The organism is Pseudomonas sp. GZD-209 (genome assembly GCF_049310485.1).
In the GTDB taxonomy this organism is placed as follows: Bacteria; Pseudomonadota; Gammaproteobacteria; order Pseudomonadales; family Pseudomonadaceae; genus Aquipseudomonas; species Aquipseudomonas sichuanensis.
In genome coordinates this window covers 12,494-32,556 of the sequence record NZ_JBMOWQ010000164.1, presented here as the reverse complement: position 1 = coordinate 32,556, position 20,063 = coordinate 12,494, and the positions used below count along the sequence as shown (strand labels likewise).

The following is a 20,063-nucleotide window of genomic DNA, read 5'->3' as shown; positions in this document are numbered from 1 at the left end:
GACCACGCCACCCCCGCCCGCCCCTCCCCTCCCCCCCCCCCCCCCCCCCCCCCCCCCCGCGATCGGGCCTCAAACTACCTGCTCGACCCAATCATTGAGGTTGTAGTAGTTGCTCACCCGGGCAATCTTGCCGCAGTGAATGTAGAAGAACGCCCCCGCCGCCAGCACATACTGCTGCCCACTGGCCGGCGGCAACCCTTCATCGTCGGCCAGGTACTCGCCATGCACGGTGAATTCCGCCGCCGCGCGGTTGCCTTCGGCGTTCTGCATCACCACCAGATCGGCCAGCCGCTCGCGGTAGCAGCGGTTCATCTTGTCCATGAACGCGGCAAACCTGGCCTTGCCCATCTGCCGCTCACCCTGGTTGATGTCATGGATCACGTCCTCGCTGAGCAGGGCGAGGAAGGCTGGCATGTCGCCGGCGTTGAAGGCGTTGTAGTAGGCGGTGACGAGTTCGGTAGCGGTCATGGAGAAATACCTGTCGCGCAGGGGAAAGGGAGTGGCCTGGGCCCGATGATAGGGTTTCCCCTCAGGCCCGGCTTAGCCGAGCGCGTCATCCACATCGACAAAACGACCGCCCCCCATGGAAATTCGCCTGCTCCATGGCGCCGCCATCGCGCCTTACATCGATGACCTCGCTCGCCTGCGCCTGACGGTGTTCCGCGAGTTTCCCTACCTCTATCAAGGCACTGAAGCCTACGAAGCCGATTACCTGGCCACCTATGCCCAGTCCGGGCGCAGCCTGGCAGTGCTGGCGCTGGACGGCGGCCAAGTGGTCGGTGCTTCGACCGGCCTGCCGCTGGTGGACGAGACGCCCGAGTTCCAGCAGCCGTTCCTGGCCCAGGGCCGTGACCCGGCCTCGGTCTACTACTTCGGTGAGTCGGTGCTGCTGCCGGCCTACCGCGGCCAGGGCCTGGGCGTGCGCTTTTTCATCGAGCGCGAGTCCTATGCCCACAAGCTGGCCGAGTTCGACTATTGCGCCTTCTGCGCCGTGGAGCGCCCGGCCGGGCATCCGCGCCGGCCTTCTGACTACAAGCCCTTGCATGGCTTCTGGCGCAACCGTGGCTTTCTGCATGAGCCCTCGCTGCGCACGACTTACAGCTGGCGCGACCTCGACGAGCAGGAGCAGTCGAGCAAGATCATGTCGTTCTGGCTCAAGGCGTTGCCGGCATGATCCGCCTCGCTGCCTGCCAGTACGCCATCGAGCTGTTCGAAACCTGGGAGGCATACGCGGCACACCTTGAACGGCTGTGCGCCGAGGCTGCCGAACAGGGCGCGCAACTGCTGCTGTTGCCGGAATACGCCGGGATGCTACTCAGTGGGCAATTGCCCGCCGAGCAGCGTAGCGACCTGAAAGGCTCGATCGCCGGGATTCAGCCGCTGATCGAGCCCTGGCTGGCGTTGTGCGAGGGCATCGCCCGGCGTTGGGGCATCTATTTGCAGCCTGGCAGCGCACCGGTACTGGATATCGATGGCCGCTACCGCAACCGCGCCTGGTTGTTCGGCCCCGAGGGGCGGCTAGGCCATCAGGACAAGCTGATGATGACCCGCTTCGAACGCGAGCAGTGGGACATCGCCCCCGGGCAGGGGCTGCGGGTGTTCGACACGGCACTGGGCCGGTTGGGCATCCTGATCTGTTACGACAACGAATTCCCCCTGCTTGCCAGGCACCTGGCCGAGGCCGGTGTCGACCTGATCCTGGCGCCCAGCTGCACCGACACCGAGGCCGGTTACCACCGCGTGCGCATCGGCGCCCAGGCCCGGGCGCTGGAGAGCCAGATCGCCGTGTTGCAGAGCCCGACCGTGGGGCAGGCAGGCTGGTCGCCGGCGCTGGACGTGAATGTCGGCCGCGCCGGGTTGTTCGTGCCGCCGGACCATGGCATGCCGGCGGATGGCGTGATCGCACTGAGCGCCGAGCTTGATCCGCCTGGAAGCCAATGGCTGCGGTGCGACCTTGACCTTGATCAGCTCCGTCGGGTGAGGCGGGAAGGGCAGGTCCTCACCCGACGGGACTGGCCGGAACAGTTCGCTGCGTGCGTCGCTCACCCAGGGTGATAGAGCTTGCTCTTGGCAATCGAGTAGGGCTTGTCGGCAAAAGCCGGGAAATGGCCATTTAACCGGCGCCAGGCCCTGCTTGCCAATGATGGCATGTAGACAGGAATGTTATTGAAGCCCGTGTTCCACAGTGGTTCGTAGGTTCGCGGCATCTGCAAGGCGGCGGCCCCTCGCAGGAAAAGCTTCTGGCTGTAGGCTTCCACGGGCCGGCGCAGCTCATTGGCGATCTTCTGCGCCGCACCGCTCTTGCCGCCCCAGCACGTCAATAGCACGATCTTCTGCTCGGCCGGGTAACCCATCTCGGCCAGGCGCGGTGCGATCAGGTTCCTGGCGATATTGGCGGCATCGTCAGCCTGGCCCTGGGCATTCATCAGCATGCCCAGTGGGTGGCCGTGCGTCATGAATGCGGCGGTGTTCTCGCCATACAAGTTGGGGATGAAAGCCACATCGCTGCCGTCCTTGGTTGTGCCGAACAGCACCGTGGCAGGGCGCTGGCCGCCACCTGGGCCGACTCTATAAGGTTTGAAGTTTGCCAGCTTGCTGGCCGCGCGACCCGAGCTGTTCGAGAGCCCGGCAGCCCATTTGGCCGCAGCAGGCGCCATGCCCGTCACTGCGCTGGCAATGCCGGTGCCCAGGGAGATCCAGCCGAGCACGCTGGCAGCCTTGCTGTCGGCATCGCTGGCTTGCAGGGCGACACTAGCGACCCCGGTGCCGAGGGAGACGGCACTGAGGGCGGCGGTGCTGATTGCCAAGGCACTGTTGGCACTGAGGGCTCCCAGGCCTCCGGCGAGGACGGTGGCGACGGCCGGGGCGGCGGTGCCCAGGCTGGCCAGGGTGGCCGCGGCGCCGATGACCAGGCCGATGCCGGCCAAGGTCCAGTTCATCCAGCTGTGGCCATCCGGGTCGAAGCGGTTGACCGGGTCGCCGCCGCGGTAGGCGTAGGCGTTGATGCCACCACGGCCGAACGGGCTTTCGCTGTCGGGAGCGAGGAACATCATCAGCAGCGGATCGTAGGGGCGATAACCACCGGGGATCAGCCAGCTGGTCAGCGGTTCCTGGCGTTCCCCGGTAAAGCCGAACCAGGACCCGGCCGAATCGTTCGGCCCGCTGCCGTGGGCGGTGTAGCGGCGTTGGCGAACATCGTCGTCCACTTCCAGGCGTACGCTGCCCTGGCCGTCGCAGCCAAGCAGGGTGGTATTGGCGCCTGGGTGGTTGATCGCGAACAGCGAGGCACCATCACCTACCAGGCTGTGACGTTGACCAGACGGTTGTGCGTGGGTCAGTTGATCGGCGCTGAAGAAACTGCGCTCGAGCTGGCCATCGAGCACCCGGTCGCACAGGTGGCCGCTGGCGTCGTAGCGGTACTCGCAGGTTCGACCATCGAGCTGCACCCGTGCCAGTCGCTCATGAGCGTCCCAGTTCAGCTGACGGCCCAGGCTGTCGGCGATCAGGCGACCGCACGCATCGTAGGTGAGGGTGATCCGTTCGGGCCAAGATGGGTGGGTATGGGTGATCGAGACAACCTGGGTTGGGTCGTTTTTGGCGTAGCTGAACCGAGCCTCGTCACGGGTGCCATCGGCAAAGGTAGTGACGACTTGGGTATGGCCGTCCAGGGCGTTGAAGCTGAAGCGTTGTTCGACGACTCGGTTACCGAAGGGGTCTTGTGGCGCGGCGTGCAGGTCGGCCTGGTAGCGCACCATGCGTCCGCGCAGGTCGTAGGCGAAGGTCTCTTCCCCCTGTTGTTCGCCGTCATGCCAGGTGCGCGAGGTGAGTTGGTCGAGGCCCGAGTAGGCGAGGGTCTGGGTGAAGGTCCGGGTGTTGCCGTCGTTGACCACGGTGAAGCTGTTGCGATGTTCGCGGCCCATGCTGTCGTAAGTGATTTTTCGCGTGAGCCGACGGTCAGCGACGGGGTCCTGGGTGGTCACGGTGTCGAGGCGGGAGAAGACGTCGTAGGCAAAAGTGGTCGTCACTTCGCCGACTTTGAGCACACTGAGCCGGCCGTACCCATCGTGGTGGCGCTGGTGCTCCACCGCGCCGCTGTCGGTGAAACCCAACAGTTGGCCATTGAATGAGTAGCGCCACTGGGTGCTGTGCTCCTCGCCATCGACCTGCCATGCATCACGCAGTGGCAGGCCGGCGCTGTCGAAGCTCCAATGCTGGCTGCCCGGCTCGCCGCTGGCGCTGCATGGCAGGCCGAGCGTGGGGTGGTAGTCGAGGCGCTGCTGTGTGGCGCCGTCGGCGTGGCTGGTAAGCAATGCATTACCCAGCTGTGGCTCGTAGGTGAAGGTCACGCGCTTGCCATCGGCCAAGGTGTTGGCGCTGGGCGGTAGCTGCCCGGCCCGGTAGTGATACTGGGTGCTGCGCCCGGCGACTTGCACCGAGCGCTGGCGGCCGAGGCCGTCGAAGGTCTGGCGACCGAGAATCAGGGTGTCGGTGCTCATGCGGGGGCCTGCGCTTGTGCGGGAGTGATGGCAAGGGATTCCACGTGCTGGTCATCGCTGTGGGCAGCGAAGGTCCAGGCCAGGCGGGTACCGTCGGGCAGCTGTTGTTCGACCAGCCGGGAGTAGTGGTCGTAGCGCTTGCGGTTGACGATGTCGGTTGAGCCTGGGACGGTGAGGCGCTCCTCGATGACCCGGTCCAGGCCGTCGCGGGTGAGCTTCAAGGTGCGCACCAACTGGCCGTCGCTGTCGAAATGCTGTTGTCGGGTAGGACTGCCGGCCGCATTCAGCTCGATGACCTGGCGCGGGCCGTTGCGCCCTGCGGCAACCTGCCAGTGCTCGGTACGCTGGCGAACCGGGTCATGGCGAACATGTTGCTCGATGCCCTCGGGGCTGATGGTGAGTGCGGCCTGGCCCCAGTCGTTGTAGGCGGTGGTGGTGGTCAGGCGTAGCGGTGCAAGGCCTTCGCCGAGCCAGTCGACGGCCGTTTCGCTGACTGAACGGCCCATTGCATCAAACTGCGTGTGAGCGACGGTCCTGAAGGTGCCCGGTGCCTGCTGGATGTCTTCCAGCTCCACCCTGACCGTTCGCCCATCCCCATCAAGCCACTGCCGTTGGCGGCGACCGGTGATCTCGACCTGTTCGACCATCACGGGGTTGAGCGCCTCGCTGCTGGCGGCTTGCCTGGCGACGGTGTCGCCCAGGTGGTAGCTGGCCTGGCGCTCGGCCTGGTAGGGGCTGTTGGCGGCCGTGATGGTGCGCACGATCCGGCCTAGCGAGTCTTGGGCGTAGGTCGTGAGTGCCCCTGCCTCGTCACGCTCCCAGTTGGTCAAGCCACTCAGCAGCGAGCGGGCATCGCTGCGGGTCGAGCGGTTCTCGGCGTCATGCTCGAAGCCGATGAGGGTGGTCTGCGTGACCAGCTCATCGTGTTCGGTTCGGTAGTGGTATTCGGTGGTGGTAGTCATGCCATTCAAGGTCGTGGCGCTGCCGGCCAGCCGTCCGTAGCCGGCGCCCGGTATGGTGCAGTAGACCTGGCTAGTGGTTTCCAGCAGGCGTTGCTCGCCCTCATCCCAGCCTTGTTCGCGTGCCACCACGGTGTGGGCAGGTTCGCCGTCGAGCAGCGATGGTAGAGCCTGATACGTATACAGGGTGCCTAGTGTGGGTGCCTGGCCGTCAGCCGGAGCTGGCGTCACGGTCTTGTTCCTGAGCCAGCGTACCCTGCCCAGGGCATCGGCCGGGCAACCGTCGGCACCGGTCGCCGGGTAGTAGCTGTTGTGCTCCTCGACACCGCTGGGGTAGCGCACGTGCAGGATGTTGCCTGCCTCATCGTATCGGTAGGTGGTGGTCTCGGTGCGGCTGGCGCCATCGCGGGCATGATCGATATAGGTCATGGCGACTTGCAGGGGCAATTGGCACCAGGCCGGCTGCTGTTCCCAGGTGAGGCTCGGGTCCACGCCATAGGTGGTGGTCCTGCGTGTTTCACACAGGCCTTGGTGCGTCACTTCGCTGACCAGCAGGTGATGGCGGTCCCAGGTGAAGTGATGGCTGCCAAGGGCCAGGCCGTCGCCGTCGCTCAGGGTTTCGATGACTTCGTAGCGATAGTCGCCTTCGACCTGGTACAGGTTGTCTCGGCCGGTGTGCCATACAAGGGCCTGGTCGCTGCCGAAGCCCAGAAAGTTGTGTTCGCCGAGCCAGGTGTAGCTACGGTTGAGTTCGCTGCCATTGCGGCCCGTGGCATGGGTCCAGGCAGCCACTCGAGGCAGGTAGGGGAAGGGGGCTCCCGGCGGCAGGCGATGGCCATCGCTGTCGCTGGCCCAGTGCACGAAGTCCTCGGCACCCAGCGGGCTGCGGATGTAGCTGGGCAGCAGCAGGGTCGTCGCGCCGGCAAGGTCGATGGGCTCGTAGTCGATGCTGAACGGTTCGTCGACGCCGGGTAGATGGACCTCGGTCAGCCAGTCATTGCTGAGCAGCGCGCGCAAGGTGGCGGGCTGCTGGCTGTGCGGGTTGAGGATGAAGTGCAGCTCGCCCTGGCGATTTTCGAGGGTCAGCAGGGTGCGTTGTTCGTCGCGAATCTGCTGGAGCCTGTAATCGCCCTCGGCGAACGGCAGCCAGTCGAAGAACAGCCTGCGACCTTCCGGCGAGCGCAGCTCGGCCAGCAGGTAACGGCCGCTGTCGCTGTCCTGGCGCCTGAGAATCTCGCATTCCCCGGACTTGTGGTCGACGCGCAGGCTGCCGTCAGCTTGCCAGGTCGCCAGGAAGGTGGTCAGTTTCTGATCGTGCAACGCCAGTCGGCCATTGACGGTGAACTGGGAAGCATCCAGGTCGACGGCGAACTGCTCGCCCGAACTCAGGCGCAGTCTTGCTGCGTTCTGGTCCAGATCGATTTCCGACAGGCCCAGGGCCCAGCCGTGGCCATAACCGCGATCGAGCGGGGAGTTCAGCAGGTTGAAGCTGAGGGTCAGGGTCAGGGTGGGGCCGCAGAGCTGGTTGGCCGGTGGCAGGGGCAGGGCGATGGCCAGGGTGAACTGGCCGGTGCGAGGGTCTACGCCGGTCTTCAGGAAGTCCAGGAAGTTGCTGGCTTGGGTGTGCAGTGTGGACATGCAGGTTTCCTCGGTTGAACCAGAAACGCCAGGCACCCCTTGCGGGGCGCCGAGCCGGTGTATCAGGCGTTGCCCTGGATCACCTGGAAGTCGATGGCCCTACCGTTGTCCTTGCTGAGGAACTCGATGTGATGTTCGTTGCCATTACGGTCGATGATTTGCCACAGGCTCTGCTCTTCACTGAGCGAGTTGTAGTGGCTTGTGTAGAAGCGTTGGTGGTAGCGGTGCAGCGTCATCTGATGAGGGCGTTGGGTCAGGCGGCCCCGCGAACCGGGTACATCCAGTACGAAGGCCTGATCCACACCATGGACGCTCACTTTGGCGTGCTGGCTGTAGTCGTTGGTCAGTTGGAAGGAAATCAGTGCATGGTCCCAGTTGTGGCGTTCGTAGAAGGCGTGCCCATCGGGTGTTGCCTGGGAGCTACTTGCCACGATGAAGTTGTTGGGGTCCCTGAGGCCGAAGTAACCGACCTGATGTTCGACTTCGTCATCCCAGTAGCGCTCGGTGGCGACCTTGTAGGCGATCGTGTCTTCCATCTTCAGTTTGAAGGCCGACTCGGGGAGCCGTTGGGGCGAAATGGACTCGATGACCGCCGACGACTTGAATGGGGCGACGTTGGTTTCGAAATGGGTCTGCTCGTCCTTCCAGATCCCGGCATACAGGGTGCTTACCGTGCCGCCGGGCAGTGTCGAGCTCACGTAGAAGCGGCGGCGGATGGTTCGGGGCGAGGACTCCATCAAGGGGCTGGGCGCAACGCCGGAGGCTGCGTGATAGGCAAAACGCGGGTCGCGCTCGTGATGGGCTTGCAGCTCGGCATCCAGGATGTGGAACTGCCCCTGGTCATCGATCTGCAGCAGTTCGAGCGAGGCCAGGCTTTGTTCGGTGATGGTCTGGCCATCGCGCGGTTCCAGGGTCACGGTCACTTCAACCTGCTGGCGACCGTTGGCGTAGACGCGGTTGGAGTTGGAAGTGATATCGACGCGGAAACGACGAAGCCATTGATTGGCGGATGGTGTGTGGGTCATGAGCCCTTCCTTTGTGGGAGGTGAGGGCTCATTAAAGTGGAAGGAGGGGAGCGGCGAGCGGTAGTTATATATCGCTCGGGCGCTGATGTAAGACGGGATCAATGTTATCTTGTGAGTTTCATTGAATTGCCCGATCTGTGAATTTGCCCGTGACAAATGGCAAGGGCGGTGATGTGCATTGAATAATCGTTGAGTTAGTCGGCTTGGCTAATATCCAAATAGGGCACATTATTCCACGTTAGAAGATTTCCATATGATCCGGTCTTGTTCAGGACCCATAGCTCATGCCCGTTACCATTTTGATCGTAATAGATTATCGAAAAGCCATAATCTTTTTTGGGGCGCTCGATGATACTGTCTGCCCTAAGTCGTGAACCGTACGCACGGCCGGGTACATTATTTATTGTCGCAACATTATAGTACCAAACGCTTACTCTAACTTCGCGGGTGCGGTCGAGTTTATAATGTAGTTGCTCGTACTGCACGCCGTTGCGGGAATTTTGATAGTGCTGGTTGTCGCCGCCCGACGAGTAGCGGAGCTGGTATTTGGTGTCGTGGATCCATAGATGATAAATGTCGATATCTTCATGGGCGCTGTTTGAGTAGTTTTTGTAGCCATATCTGAAATGTTCCGGCTTCAGATCGTAGTTTCGAGGGTAAGGTACGATAATGGATGAACTGTTGGATTTACCCGCGACCGTAACGCCGCCGACAGTCACGTCTTTCTGATAGGTGTGGTAAGTAACACCGCCGAGTACGAGGCGAGCGGCAACCTGCAGGTTTGTGGTGGTATTGGTCGTCAACCAGAAACGTATGGCCTGATCATTCTGGTGGGGGGCCAAACTGTTCTCTGTTGCTGTACCAGGATAAAAGTCGAACAGGTCATAGGGTGAGCGACGTGTGGCAGCGATATACGTGGTATAGCCACTGCCGAGCACTGCACCTGTATCGTAACGCACCAACTGAATACTGTTCAGTTCAGCGGCCGTCAGTTGGACAGGCTGCTGTTTTTCGTCGAGTGCTCGGATCACGATGTCGATGTAGGTGGATTGGTACGTGTTGTTGTAGAGGGGGCAGCTTGTATTGTTGTTCGCGGAACCGATCCCTTTCACCTGGAAGAACGCAATGTTGGCGACACGTAATGGCGTGGTCTGTTCGTCCAGGGCGCTTGTGTTAACCACCGTGAGCTTGGAGCGACGACCCAACGGGTCCGACTGCGTATCGTCGAAGGCGATGGACAAGCGATGACGGTTGCCATGCCGATCGTAGGCGGAGAGTCGGCAAGGGCCCTGGCGATCGGTGCCTGCGGTGTAGTAAGGGATCTGGTTGTCACCTTGCAGTAGCACGATGACGGCGCCGGTGTTGTCAGTCTTGACCTCTTTGACCTGACGCGCAGGGAAGTGAGCGCCCAGACGGATGCTGGTGTCGTAGTGCACCGTCTTGTCACCAGGCCATGCGATGCCGACGTGTGATGCGAAGGTCTGATCTGGCTGATGATCCTGCCAGCGGATCATGCCATTGGTATCATCCGGCTCGAATTGCGCGTAGGAAAAGGGTACTTCAATGGGCATCAAACGGTGCTCGTGAATAAAGCGGGAGCCGCCGACGGTATCGCCTTCGCTTCGGGTCTGAGTCCATTGGTAGTCTTGAGGGAAAACGTAGTTGGGAGTCGGATGGGCATAGAGGTCAATGGAATTTACATAGATGTCGTCAGAGTAATAGTCCTCGCCCTTTCCGCCACCTTCGGCATCCCGGGTGATGGCCACGCGCAGGGTTACTTTGCTGCCAGCCGGCGCTCGACTATGAATATAAAGCTGTTTGTAGCTAGTTTCGCTGTCATTCAGCCAATAGGACGCATTGTCCTCACGGATCAAACTCTTTTCGTCCATGCCGGGAGGTGTCGGCGGTTCGGGGAGTTTGGGTTGAGTCAAGGTTGGGAAATAGTCGAATCGCTTATCATGCTCAGTGCTGTAGAACCAGGGGGCCGAAGTATTATCCTCTGGAAGTGGGTCGTAAATACCGAAGGCTTTCTGGCTGACGATGCGCAAGGACTTGAATTCATTATCGGATAATTTAAGATCACCTTGTGTTTTCGCCAGAATGATGACCTCCACCTGCTGGCGGCTATTGTTGAAGACTGAGGTGCTCGCGGATGAAAGAACGATTTCAAAGTGGCTGAGCCAGTCAGTGATATCTCGCTTAGTTTTCATGGTGGCCTGACCTGATTGTTGGCGTTCAGGTAGTATTCTAATCAGGCGGCGAGCAGTTGAAACCTGGCAAAAATATCAGGTGGCGAGGTCGGCAGTGCCCACTATCGCAGGCGTCGATAAAGGTTGGTAGTCAGAGGCAAAATAATGAAATTGAATAAAAACGCCCGGAAATGGCCGGGCGTTTCATATCGCGTGGGCGATGATTGCTTCACTCCCCGAGGACTCCAACAACGCGCTTGGCACAATGCCAGACGCCCGTGGTAGGCAAAGCGCGGGTTGCGCGCGCGATGGGCTTGCAGCTCGGCATCCATTTCCTGGAAAGTTTAAATAAATTTTCCGCTACTGCTCCATCTTCGCTGATGAGAAATACAATAAAGCAAGGAAATGTCGGTGGCTAGACTTGGGGGACATTGCGCCAATGCATAAGGTTTCCGTTGCTGCCCGCCTTACTCCCAACCCATAACAGGTGACCGTTACCGTTTTGGTCATAGTAAGTGACATGGCGGTGAAAATCGGTATCTGGGGAGTTTTCATTGCGATTTACGCGTATTCGGGTGGCATAGGCATTACCATCTCGGTCATTCACCGTCGCAAAATAGTGGTAGGAATTGCTGGGTATCCCCTCCCTTCTGGAGTCGCGCTTGTAGACTCGTATCTCGTGTCGTTTGTTACTGGTGACGCCTTTGTAGACACTTTCGTCGCGGTGGTTTGAATAACGGATTTTGTACTTGCTTTCGTAGAACCAGAGTCTGTAAACGTCGATGTCAGCATTACCATCATCCGAGTAGTCGGTTCTTGTGAATCTAAAATCTGTGGGCCCAAGGTCATAGTTGCGAGGGCGGGGGGCAATAATGGCTGAGCTGTTGGATTTTCCCGCGACCGTAACGCCGCCGACAGTCACGTCTTTCTGATAGGTGTGATAAGTAACACCGCCGAGCACGAGGCGAGCGGCAACCTGCAAGTTTGTGCTGGTATTGGTCGTCAACCAGAAACGTATGGTCTGATCATTCTGGTTGGCTGCCAAACTGTTCTCTGTTGCTGTGCCAGGATAAAAGTCGAACAGGTCATAGGGTGAGCGACGTGTGGCAGCGATATACGTGGTATAGCCACTGCCGAGCACTGCACCTGTATCGTAACGCACCAACTGAATACTGTTCAGTTCAGCGGCCGTTAGTTGGACAGGCTGCTGTTTTTCGTCGAGTGCTCGGATCACGATGTCGATGTAGGTGGATTGGTACGTGTTGTTGTAGAGCGGGCAGCTTGTATTGTTGTTCGCAGAACCGAGCCCTTTCACCTGGAAGAACGCAATGTTGGCGACACGTAACGGCGTGGTCTGTTCGTCCAGGGCGCTTGTGTTAACCACCGTAAGCTTGGAGCGACGACCCAACGGGTCCGACTGCGTATCGTCGAAGGCGATGGACAAGCGATGACGGTTGCCATGCCGATCGTAGGCACTGACTCGGCAAGGGCCTTGGCGATCGGTGCCTGCGGTGTAGTAAGGGATCTGGTTATCACCTTGCAGTAGCACGATGACGGCGCCGGTGTTGTCAGTCTTGACCTCTTTGACCTGACGCGCAGGGAAGTGAGCGCCCAGACGGATGCTGGTGTCGTAGTGCACCGTCTTGTCACCAGGCCATGCGATGCCGACGTGTGATGCGAAGGTCTGATCTGGCTGATGATCCTGCCAGCGGATCATGCCATTGGTATCATCCGGCTCGAATTGCGCGTAGGAAAAGGGTACTTCAATGGGCATCAAACGGTGCTCGTGAATAAAGCGGGAGCCGCCGACGGTGTCACCTTCGTTTCGGGTTTGTGCCCATTGGTAGTCTTGAGGGAAAACGTAATTGGGAGCCGGATGGGCATAGAGATCAAGGTCAGATATTAAGTCCTTATCAGAGTAGTAGTCCTCGCCGTCGGCATCCTTGGTGATGGCCACGCGTAGGGTTAATTTGCTGCCAGCCGGCGCTCGACTATGAATATAAAGTTGCTTGTAGCGAATTTCGCTGTCATTCAGCCAATAGGACGCATTGTCCTCACGGATCAAATTCTTTTCGTCCATGCCAGGAGGCGTCGGCGGTTCGGGGAGTGTGGGTTGAGTCAAGGCTGGGAAATAGTCGAATCGCACATCATACTGGTCGCTGTAGAACCAGGGGGCTGAAGCATGCTTCTCTGGAAGCGGATCGTAAATGCCGAAGGCTTTCTGACTGACGATGCGCAAAGACTTGAATTCTTTTTCGGATATTACCTGCCCACTTTGTGTTTTCGCCAGAATGATGACCTCCACCTGCTGGCGGCTATTGTTGAAGACTGAGGTGCTGGCGGATGAAAGAACGATTTCAAAGTTACTGAGCCAGTCAGTGATTGAGCGCTTGCCTGTCATGATGGCCTCACCTGATTGTTGGTGTTCAGGTAGGAGTCTAATCAGGCGGGGAGCGGTTGAAACCTGGCAAAAATATCAGGTAGCGATATCGGCAGTGCCCAGTCGCAGGCGTCGATAAAGTTCGGAAATCAGAAACCAAATAATGAAGTGGAATAAAAACGCCCGGCAATGGCCGGGCGTTTCATATCGCGTGGGCGATGATTACTTCACTTCCACCGCCAGGCTTTCGGCGATCTTGCTCTGCCACAGCGCAGGGCCGGTGATGTGCACCGACTCACCCTTGCTGTCCACCGCGACGGTGACCGGCATGTCTTTCACTTCGAACTCGTAGATCGCTTCCATGCCCAGCTCGGCGAAGGCCAGGACCTTCGACTTGCGGATGGCCTGGGCCACCAGGTAGGCGGCGCCGCCGACGGCCATCAGGTACACGGCCTTGTTGTCCTTGATCGCTTCGATGGCGGTCGGGCCACGTTCGGACTTGCCGATCATGCCCAAGAGGCCAGTTTGCTCGAGGATCTGGCGGGTGAACTTGTCCATGCGGGTGGCGGTGGTCGGGCCGGCTGGGCCTACCACTTCGTCACCGACCGGGTCGACCGGGCCGACGTAATAGATGAAGCGGCCTTTGAGGTCGACCGGCAGCTCTTCGCCGCGGTTGAGCATCTCGACCATGCGCTTGTGCGCGGCGTCGCGGCCGGTGAGCATCTTGCCGTTGAGCAGGATGGTCTCGCCTGGCTGCCAGCTGGCGACTTCTTCCGGGGTGATCTCGTCGAGGTTGACGCGGCGGGCGCTCGGGCCGGCTTCCCAGACGATTTCCGGGTAGGCGTCCAGCGACGGCGCTTCCAGTTCGGCAGGGCCGGAACCGTCGAGCACGAAGTGGGCGTGACGAGTGGCGGCGCAGTTGGGGATCATGCACACCGGCAGGGAGGCGGCGTGGGTCGGGTAGTCCATGATCTTGACGTCGAGCACGGTGGTCAGGCCGCCCAGGCCCTGGGCGCCGATGCCCAGCTGGTTGACCTTGTCGAACAGCTCCAGGCGGATCTCTTCGATACGGTTCTGCGGGCCACGGGCCTTGAGCTCATGAATGTCGATGGACTCCATCAACACTTCCTTGGCCATGACGGCGGCTTTCTCGGCGGTACCGCCGATGCCGATGCCGAGCATGCCTGGCGGGCACCAGCCAGCGCCCATGGTCGGGACGGTCTTGAGCACCCAGTCGACGATCGAGTCGGACGGGTTGAGCATGGCCATCTTCGACTTGTTCTCGGAACCGCCGCCTTTGGCCGCGACGTCCACTTCTACCTTGTCGCCAGGGACGATGGAGTAGTGGATGACGGCCGGGGTGTTGTCCTTGGTGTTCTTGCGGGCACCGGCCGGGTCGGCCAGGATCGAGGCGCGCAGGACGTTCTCGGGCAGGTTGTAGGCGCGGCGCACACCTTCGTTGATCATGTCGTCGACGCTCAGGGTGGCGTCCCAGCGTACGTCCATGCCCACGCGCACGAACACGGTGACGATACCGGTGTCCTGGCAGATCGGGCGGTGGCCGGTGGCGCACATGCGCGAGTTGATCAGGATCTGGGCGATCGAGTCACGCGCGGCGGGCGACTCTTCACGCAGGTAGGCCTCGTGCATCGCCTGGATGAAGTCGACGGGGTGGTAGTACGAGATGAATTGCAGGGCGTCGGCAACGCTCTGAATCAGGTCGTCTTGCTTGATCACGGTCATGCAGCGCGCTCCTCTTAAAGACGGGAACATTCAAATAGGCACACCGACAACGCACACCGGTATGTCGGCAGTGCCTGGCAAGGCTCCGGCTGGTCGGGCCGGGGCAAAAAGGCGCGGCAGTATACCGCGCCCCGCCGTGGGAAACACCTGCGGGTGGTCTGGACCTTGGTCGGCTGCGGGGCGGGCATCGTTTTTGCTGATGACGTGGGCAGTGTGATGCTATTCAATGGTTTAACGGGTGACATCGACTGGGGCTGCTGCGCAGCCCTTCGCGGGTAAACCCACCCCCACAAAAGAAGGGCCGAAACCTTGGGAAGGGGGTTTTTCCCACAGGGAATGCACCGACCTTGTGGGAGCGGGTTTACCCGCGAAGGGCCGCCAAGCGGCCCCATTGCTTGATCATCAGGCGAGTATTTGGAGATCAATGACATGGCCGAACTGACTGTGGGTGCGCGCCAATGGGCGGTGCCTAGCGGCAGTAATCTTCTGGATGCGCTCAACGGCGCCGGCTACGCCGTGCCCTACAGCTGCCGCGCCGGCAGTTGCCATGCCTGCCTGGTGCGCTGCCTGGACGGTATGCCCGGGGATGCGAAGCCCGAGGCCCTGGCGGCGGACAAGCGTGAACAAGGCTGGCGCCTGGCCTGCCAGTGCTCGGTCAACAGTGACCTGGTCCTGGAACTGTTCGACCCCCGACGCGACGGTGTTGCTGCTACGGTCAGCGAACTGGCCTGGTTCGGCGATGTGCTGCGCCTGCGGCTGCTGCCCGAGCGGCTTTTGCGCTACCAGGCCGGCCAGCACCAGGTGCTGTGGTGCGGTGATGTTGCGCGGCCCTACTCGTTGGCAAGCCTGCCGGGCGAGGAAGCTTTTCTGGAATTTCACCTTGATTGCAGGCGTTCGGGGGCCTTTTGCGACCGGGCCAGGCAGTTACAGGTTGGCGATGAGCTGAGGCTGGGCGAGTTGAGAGGTGGGGCTTTGCATTACGACCCGGACTGGCAGGAGCGGCCGCTGTGGTTGTTGGCAGCGGGGACCGGGTTGGCGCCATTGTGGGGCCTCTTGCGCGAAGCCTTGCGCCAGGGGCATCGGGGGGAGATTCGGGTGCTGCACGTGGCACACACCGCTGAGGGGCACTATCTGAGGCAGTCGTTACAGGCGCTGGACGGGGTGACGGTCGAACTGGTGTTGGCGGCGCAGTTGGATGAGGCGTTGGCTGGGTTGAAGCTGATGTCGCGTCAGACCATAGCGCTAGTGTGCGGGTCGCCTGCGAGTGTGGAACGTTTCGCCCGGCGCTTGTTCATTGCCGGGGTGCCGCGCAATCAGGTGTTTGCGGACGTATTTACCGAGCACGCTTGAGGGCTGAAAAGCATCGCGGGGGGGGGGAAAACCCCCCCCAAACACGAAACCTGGGGTGGGAGAGGGGGGGCCTCTCTACATGTCACACCCTCCCCCCACCTCTCTTTTTTTGGTTGTGGGGGGTTCTTCCCCCCCCCGCGATGGGTACCGCGTGCCGATCAGCCGACCAGCGGGTCACCGACATGCAGGATCTTCATGCCATTGGTGCCACCGATGGTGTGGTAGCTGTCGCCCTTGGTGAGGATGACCCAGTCACCTTGCTCCACCAGGCCACGCTTGAGCAGCTCGTCGACTGCCGCCTGGCTGACCTTGTCGGCCGGCAGCGAAGCCGGGTCGAAGGCGATCGGGTAGACGCCGCGGAACATGTTGGCGCGAGCCTGGGTCGCGCGGTGTGGCGACAGCGCGAAGATCGGCACGTGCGAACGCAGGCGCGACATGATCAGCGGGGTGTAGCCACTTTCGGTGAGAGCGATGATCGCCTTGACGCCGGGGAAGTGGTTGGCGGTGTACATCGCCGCGAGGGCGATGGACTCGTCGCAGCGCTCGAAGGTGGTGTGCAGGCGGTGGCTGGACTTCTGGCTGGTCGGGTGCTTTTCGGCGCCCGAGCAGATACGGGCCATGGCCTGTACAGCTTCGATCGGGTAGGAACCGGCGGCGCTTTCGGCCGACAGCATCACCGCGTCGGTGTTGTCCAGCACGGCGTTGGCCACGTCGGACACTTCGGCGCGGGTCGGCATCGGGTTCTGGATCATCGACTCCATCATCTGGGTCGCGACGATCACCGCTTTGTTGTTGCGGCGAGCGTGCTGGATGATCTTCTTCTGGATGGCGATCAGCTCGGCGTCGCCGATTTCCACGCCCAGGTCGCCACGGGCAACCATCACCGCGTCGGAGGCGCGGATCAGCTGGTCGAGGGTCTCGTCGTCGGCCACCGCTTCGGCGCGTTCGATCTTGGCCACCAGCCAGGCGCTGCCGCCGGCTTCGTCACGTAGCTTGCGGGCGTATTCCATGTCGCTGGCGTCACGCGGGAAGGAGACGGCCAGGTAGTCCAGGTCCATTTCCGCGGCGAGCTTGATGTCGGCCTTGTCTTTTTCGGTCAGGGCTGGCGCGGTCAGGCCGCCACCCTTGCGGTTGATGCCTTTGTGGTCGGACAGCGGGCCACCGATGATCACCACGCAATGCAGGGCATCGCTGGTGGCGGTCTCGACGCGCATGACCACGCGGCCGTCGTCGAGCAGCAGTTCGTCACCGACGCCGCAGTCTTTGACCAGGTCGGGGTAATCGATGCCGACGATGTCCTGGTTGCCTTCGGTGAGCGGGTGGGCGGTGGAGAAGGTGAACTTGTCACCGACTTTCAGTTCGATGCGCTTGTTGCTGAATTTGGCGATGCGGATCTTCGGACCCTGCAGGTCGCCCAGCAGCGCGACGTGGCGGCCGTTCTTGGCGGCGATGTCGCGGATCAGGCGGGCGCGGGCCTTGTGCTCGTCCGGGGTGCCGTGGGAAAAGTTCAGGCGGGCCACGTCCAGGCCGGCGAGGATCAGTTGTTCGATCACTTCCGGCGAGTTGCTGGCGGGGCCAAGGGTGGCGACGATTTTGGTACGGCGGATGGTCATGCACAGACTCCTATAGTGAAGCGCAGCGAAAGGCTACTCCTCAATTGGGCTGTAGTCATTGTTCCGTTGCACTACCGGGAGGCAGAATCAACGGTCGCTTGCACGCTTAAAGCCGCAAGCTACAAGCGGCAAGCTACAAGCAGATGGATGAGCGGCTGATTGATGCATTGCGCCACTTGTAACTTGAAGCTGGAGAATTTCACACAGGCGCCGATACACTTGGCATCCAAGGAGAGTTCCCATGCGCACCCTGATCGTTTTGACCATGGCGGCCAGTGTCGTCGGCTGCACCCGCTGGTCCATGGACCACCATTTGAACAATGCCTACCGCGCCTATGACCGTGGCGACTGCTCGCGGGTCATGCTGGAGCTGTCACAGGTCGACCGCGCCAGCCGCGCACGGCCGTTCATTCATCCGGAAGTGTCGATGCTGCGTGGCCAGTGCCTGGAGCGGCAGAAACTTTACGTGGATGCAGCGCAGACCTACCAGTACCTGATCCAGCAGTACCCACGCAACGAATACGCCTATCGCGCCCAGGCCCGCCTGCAGACCCTGGATAGGCTGGGCTATCTGCGGGGTGAAGCGGCAGTGACCAGCCCGGTAAAAGGTACACCTTGGCGTTAATCCCAAGGTGTCGCCGATTTCATGGTAATGGCCCATCGTGCTGCGCTAATCTGTTAAACAAGTTGTAACGATCACTGCCAGTACCTTGTCTTCCTGGCTCCGGGTACAGGAATACACAGCCGCCATGTTCATCGAACGTCATATACAGCGTCACCAACTGCCTTGCGTACTCAAGGTCTACAACCGCTTTACCGACCAGCAGATCGGCTACCTGGGCAATGCCTCAGAGGATGGCCTGATGCTGATCAGTCAGTTGCCGGTGTTGGTGGGGCCAGACTTCGAGCTGCAGCTGCGCGTGCCGCAGGCCGGTGGCGGACAGCAACTGATCAACCTCACCGCCAGTTGCCTGTGGTGCCGCGAAGACGAGACGCCGGGTCATTACGATGCCGGCTTCATGCTGCTGCAGGCACCCCAGGAATACGATGATTTCGTGCGCTCGCTGCGCGACTACTTCAGTTTCCGCCCGCTCAACGCTTCTGCCTGAACGCTGGCCCTGGCGCCACTGCGCCCGCTAGACTCTGGTCGACCTTGTTACAGGAAGACCCCGTGAGCTCCAGCATCTTCTGGCACGACTACGAAACCACCGGCATCAACCCACGTAACGACCGCCCGTTGCAGGTGGCCGGTGTACGCACCGACCTCGACCTCAACGAGATCGAGGCGCCGATCAGCCTTTATTGCCGCCCCTCCGATGACATCCTGCCGCACCCCGCCGCGTGCCTGGTGACCGGTATCACGCCGCAGCAGCTGGCCAGCCAGGGCTTGTGCGAAGCCGAGTTCATGACCCGCATCCATGAGCAGTTGGCCCGCCCAGGCACCTGTGGTGCCGGCTACAACACCCTGCGTTTTGACGACGAAGTCACCCGCTACAGCCTTTACCGCAACTTTTTCGACCCCTATGCCCGCGAATGGCAGGGCGGCAACAGCCGTTGGGATCTGATCGACGTGGTGCGCACTGCGTATGCCCTGCGCCCTGAAGGGATTGTCTGGCCGCAGCAGGAGGGACGCACCAGCCTGCGCCTGGAGCTGCTCAGCAAGGCCAATGGCATCGACCATGGCCACGCCCATGAAGCGCTGTCCGACGTACGGGCAACCATCGCGCTGGCGCGACTGATTCGCGAGAAACAACCGAAACTCTATGACTGGCTGTTCCAGTTGCGCAGCAAGCACAAAGTGATGGAGCAGATTCGTCTGCTGCAGCCATTGGTACATGTATCAGGGCGTTTCTCTGCCCAGCGTAATTACATCGGTGTGGTGCTGCCATTGGCCTGGCATCCGCGTAATCGCAACGCCCTGATTGTCTGTGACCTGGGGCAGGAAACTTCACCGCTGCTGCAGGAAAGTGCCGAGGTGCTGCGTCAGCGGTTGTACACGCGGCGCGAAGCATTGGCTGAAGGCGAACTACCCGTGCCGTTGAAGTTGGTGCATGTCAATCGTTGCCCGGTGCTGGCACCCTTGTCGGTAGTGCGCCCCGCCGATCAACAACGGTTGGGCCTGGATATGGCGCAATTGCAGAAGCACGCTGAGCAATTGGCCAGTCAGCAGGCCCATTGGCGTGACAAGCTCGAGGTTATTTACGGGGAAGAAGACTTTGCCCCGTGTGAGGATCCGGAACAGCAGTTGTACGACGGATTCATCGGTGATCGAGATAGACGCTTGTGTGAACAAGTACGCACCACAGACCCGGCGCAATTAGCCAAGGGCCACTGGATGTTCGATGATTCGCGCTTGCCCGAGCTGTTGTTCCGTTACCGTGCACGCAACTTTGCCGACACCCTCGACGCACAAGAAAAGGCACGTTGGCAGGCATTCTGCCAGCAGCGTTTAAGCGACCCTGCCATGGGCGCACCGAACACCCTGGGTGACTTCGAGAAGGCGTTGCAGAGCAGTTGGGCAGAGGCTGACGAGGCGGGGAGAGCGGTATTGAAGGCCTGGCAGGCGCATGCCGGGCAATTGAAAATGCAGTTCCAGATTTGAACGCAAGCAGTAAAAAAAACGCCGGCAGCTGCCGGCGTTTTTCAAGTTGTAACTGATTGCGTGATACG

The 20,063-nt window shown here is 61.0% G+C and carries 14 protein-coding genes; 6 read left to right on the top strand and 8 right to left on the bottom strand.

Annotated features, from left to right (window positions below; genetic code table 11):
* Window positions 1-69: 69 nt before the first annotated feature.
* Window positions 70-468: a nuclear transport factor 2 family protein gene (locus ACO6VM_RS18890; protein ID WP_401059909.1), complete on the bottom strand. Its 399-nt coding sequence runs from the start codon at window positions 466-468 to the stop codon at window positions 70-72.
* Window positions 469-583: 115 nt separating this feature from the next.
* Here ACO6VM_RS18890 and ACO6VM_RS18885 point away from each other — a divergent pair, with 115 nt between their 5' ends.
* Both ACO6VM_RS18885 and ACO6VM_RS18880 read left to right on the top strand, forming a co-directional pair.
* Window positions 584-1,174, top strand: a complete 591-nt coding sequence (locus ACO6VM_RS18885) for a GNAT family acetyltransferase (protein ID WP_347149270.1) — start codon at window positions 584-586, stop codon at window positions 1,172-1,174.
* Entirely contained in the window at window positions 1,171-2,055 is an 885-nt protein-coding gene (locus ACO6VM_RS18880) for a carbon-nitrogen hydrolase family protein (RefSeq protein WP_422403643.1), read from the top strand. Before ACO6VM_RS18885 ends, ACO6VM_RS18880 begins: the two co-directional genes overlap by 4 nt.
* On the opposite strand, the gene ACO6VM_RS18875 is transcribed toward ACO6VM_RS18880, so the two are convergent.
* The 6 genes from ACO6VM_RS18875 to ACO6VM_RS18850 all read right to left on the bottom strand — a co-directional run bounded on the left by ACO6VM_RS18875 (window position 2,043) and on the right by ACO6VM_RS18850 (window position 14,430).
* Complete coding sequence (locus ACO6VM_RS18875) at window positions 2,043-4,496, bottom strand: RHS repeat domain-containing protein (protein ID WP_422403642.1); 2,454 nt, start codon at window positions 4,494-4,496, stop codon at window positions 2,043-2,045. The two genes, ACO6VM_RS18880 and ACO6VM_RS18875, sit on opposite strands and share 13 nt — an antisense overlap.
* A complete protein-coding gene (locus ACO6VM_RS18870; RefSeq protein ID WP_422403641.1) occupies window positions 4,493-7,093 on the bottom strand; it encodes a hypothetical protein in 2,601 nt (866 codons plus the stop codon). Before ACO6VM_RS18870 ends, ACO6VM_RS18875 begins: the two co-directional genes overlap by 4 nt.
* A gap of 62 nt (window positions 7,094-7,155) precedes the next feature.
* Complete coding sequence (locus ACO6VM_RS18865) at window positions 7,156-8,118, bottom strand: hypothetical protein (protein WP_422403640.1); 963 nt, start codon at window positions 8,116-8,118, stop codon at window positions 7,156-7,158.
* A 194-nt stretch (window positions 8,119-8,312) separates the two neighbouring features.
* On the bottom strand, window positions 8,313-10,328 hold the full coding sequence (locus ACO6VM_RS18860; protein ID WP_422403639.1) for a hypothetical protein: 2,016 nt from the start codon (window positions 10,326-10,328) through the stop codon (window positions 8,313-8,315).
* Between the two features lie 394 nt (window positions 10,329-10,722).
* On the bottom strand, window positions 10,723-12,708 hold the full coding sequence (locus tag ACO6VM_RS18855; protein WP_422403638.1) for a hypothetical protein: 1,986 nt from the start codon (window positions 12,706-12,708) through the stop codon (window positions 10,723-10,725).
* A gap of 201 nt (window positions 12,709-12,909) precedes the next feature.
* Window positions 12,910-14,430 carry a fumarate hydratase gene (locus ACO6VM_RS18850; protein ID WP_110994918.1) on the bottom strand — a complete coding sequence of 507 codons (1,521 nt, stop codon included), beginning with the start codon at window positions 14,428-14,430 and terminating at the stop codon, window positions 12,910-12,912.
* Between the two features lie 429 nt (window positions 14,431-14,859).
* Here ACO6VM_RS18850 and ACO6VM_RS18845 point away from each other — a divergent pair, with 429 nt between their 5' ends.
* Window positions 14,860-15,780, top strand: coding sequence for an iron-sulfur-binding ferredoxin reductase (locus ACO6VM_RS18845; protein ID WP_422403637.1), 921 nt, complete (start codon window positions 14,860-14,862; stop codon window positions 15,778-15,780).
* Window positions 15,781-15,938: 158 nt separating this feature from the next.
* Here ACO6VM_RS18845 and pyk read toward each other — a convergent pair whose 3' ends face one another.
* Window positions 15,939-17,393 (bottom strand): pyruvate kinase, encoded by a 1,455-nt coding sequence (gene pyk / locus ACO6VM_RS18840; protein ID WP_125465426.1) that lies wholly within the window; start codon window positions 17,391-17,393, stop codon window positions 15,939-15,941.
* A 241-nt stretch (window positions 17,394-17,634) separates the two neighbouring features.
* Here pyk and ACO6VM_RS18835 point away from each other — a divergent pair, with 241 nt between their 5' ends.
* The 3 genes from ACO6VM_RS18835 (at window position 17,635) to sbcB (ending at window position 19,995) form a co-directional block, all read left to right on the top strand.
* Entirely contained in the window at window positions 17,635-18,018 is a 384-nt protein-coding gene (locus ACO6VM_RS18835; protein WP_401059925.1) for a tol-pal system YbgF family protein, read from the top strand.
* 124 nt (window positions 18,019-18,142) lie between these two features.
* The gene (locus ACO6VM_RS18830; protein ID WP_125465424.1) at window positions 18,143-18,502 is read left to right on the top strand and encodes a PilZ domain-containing protein; all 360 of its coding nucleotides are present in this window, start codon (window positions 18,143-18,145) and stop codon (window positions 18,500-18,502) included.
* A 62-nt stretch (window positions 18,503-18,564) separates the two neighbouring features.
* Window positions 18,565-19,995 (top strand): exodeoxyribonuclease I, encoded by a 1,431-nt coding sequence (gene sbcB / locus ACO6VM_RS18825; RefSeq protein ID WP_422403636.1) that lies wholly within the window; start codon window positions 18,565-18,567, stop codon window positions 19,993-19,995.
* The last annotated feature ends 68 nt before the right edge of the window (window positions 19,996-20,063 follow it).

Coding starts and splice junctions, on each gene's coding strand:
- ACO6VM_RS18865 (WP_422403640.1), bottom strand. CDS start 8,118: ATGACCCACACACCATCCGCCAATCAATGGCTTCGTCGTTTCCGCGTC.
- ACO6VM_RS18875 (WP_422403642.1), bottom strand. CDS start 4,496: ATGAGCACCGACACCCTGATTCTCGGTCGCCAGACCTTCGACGGCCTC.
- ACO6VM_RS18860 (WP_422403639.1), bottom strand. CDS start 10,328: ATGAAAACTAAGCGAGATATCACTGACTGGCTCAGCCACTTTGAAATC.
- ACO6VM_RS18885 (WP_347149270.1), top strand. CDS start 584: ATGGAAATTCGCCTGCTCCATGGCGCCGCCATCGCGCCTTACATCGAT.
- ACO6VM_RS18830 (WP_125465424.1), top strand. CDS start 18,143: ATGTTCATCGAACGTCATATACAGCGTCACCAACTGCCTTGCGTACTC.
- pyk (WP_125465426.1), bottom strand. CDS start 17,393: ATGACCATCCGCCGTACCAAAATCGTCGCCACCCTTGGCCCCGCCAGC.
- ACO6VM_RS18845 (WP_422403637.1), top strand. CDS start 14,860: ATGGCCGAACTGACTGTGGGTGCGCGCCAATGGGCGGTGCCTAGCGGC.
- ACO6VM_RS18835 (WP_401059925.1), top strand. CDS start 17,635: ATGCGCACCCTGATCGTTTTGACCATGGCGGCCAGTGTCGTCGGCTGC.
- ACO6VM_RS18850 (WP_110994918.1), bottom strand. CDS start 14,430: ATGACCGTGATCAAGCAAGACGACCTGATTCAGAGCGTTGCCGACGCC.
- ACO6VM_RS18880 (WP_422403643.1), top strand. CDS start 1,171: ATGATCCGCCTCGCTGCCTGCCAGTACGCCATCGAGCTGTTCGAAACC.
- ACO6VM_RS18890 (WP_401059909.1), bottom strand. CDS start 468: ATGACCGCTACCGAACTCGTCACCGCCTACTACAACGCCTTCAACGCC.
- ACO6VM_RS18855 (WP_422403638.1), bottom strand. CDS start 12,708: ATGACAGGCAAGCGCTCAATCACTGACTGGCTCAGTAACTTTGAAATC.
- ACO6VM_RS18870 (WP_422403641.1), bottom strand. CDS start 7,093: ATGTCCACACTGCACACCCAAGCCAGCAACTTCCTGGACTTCCTGAAG.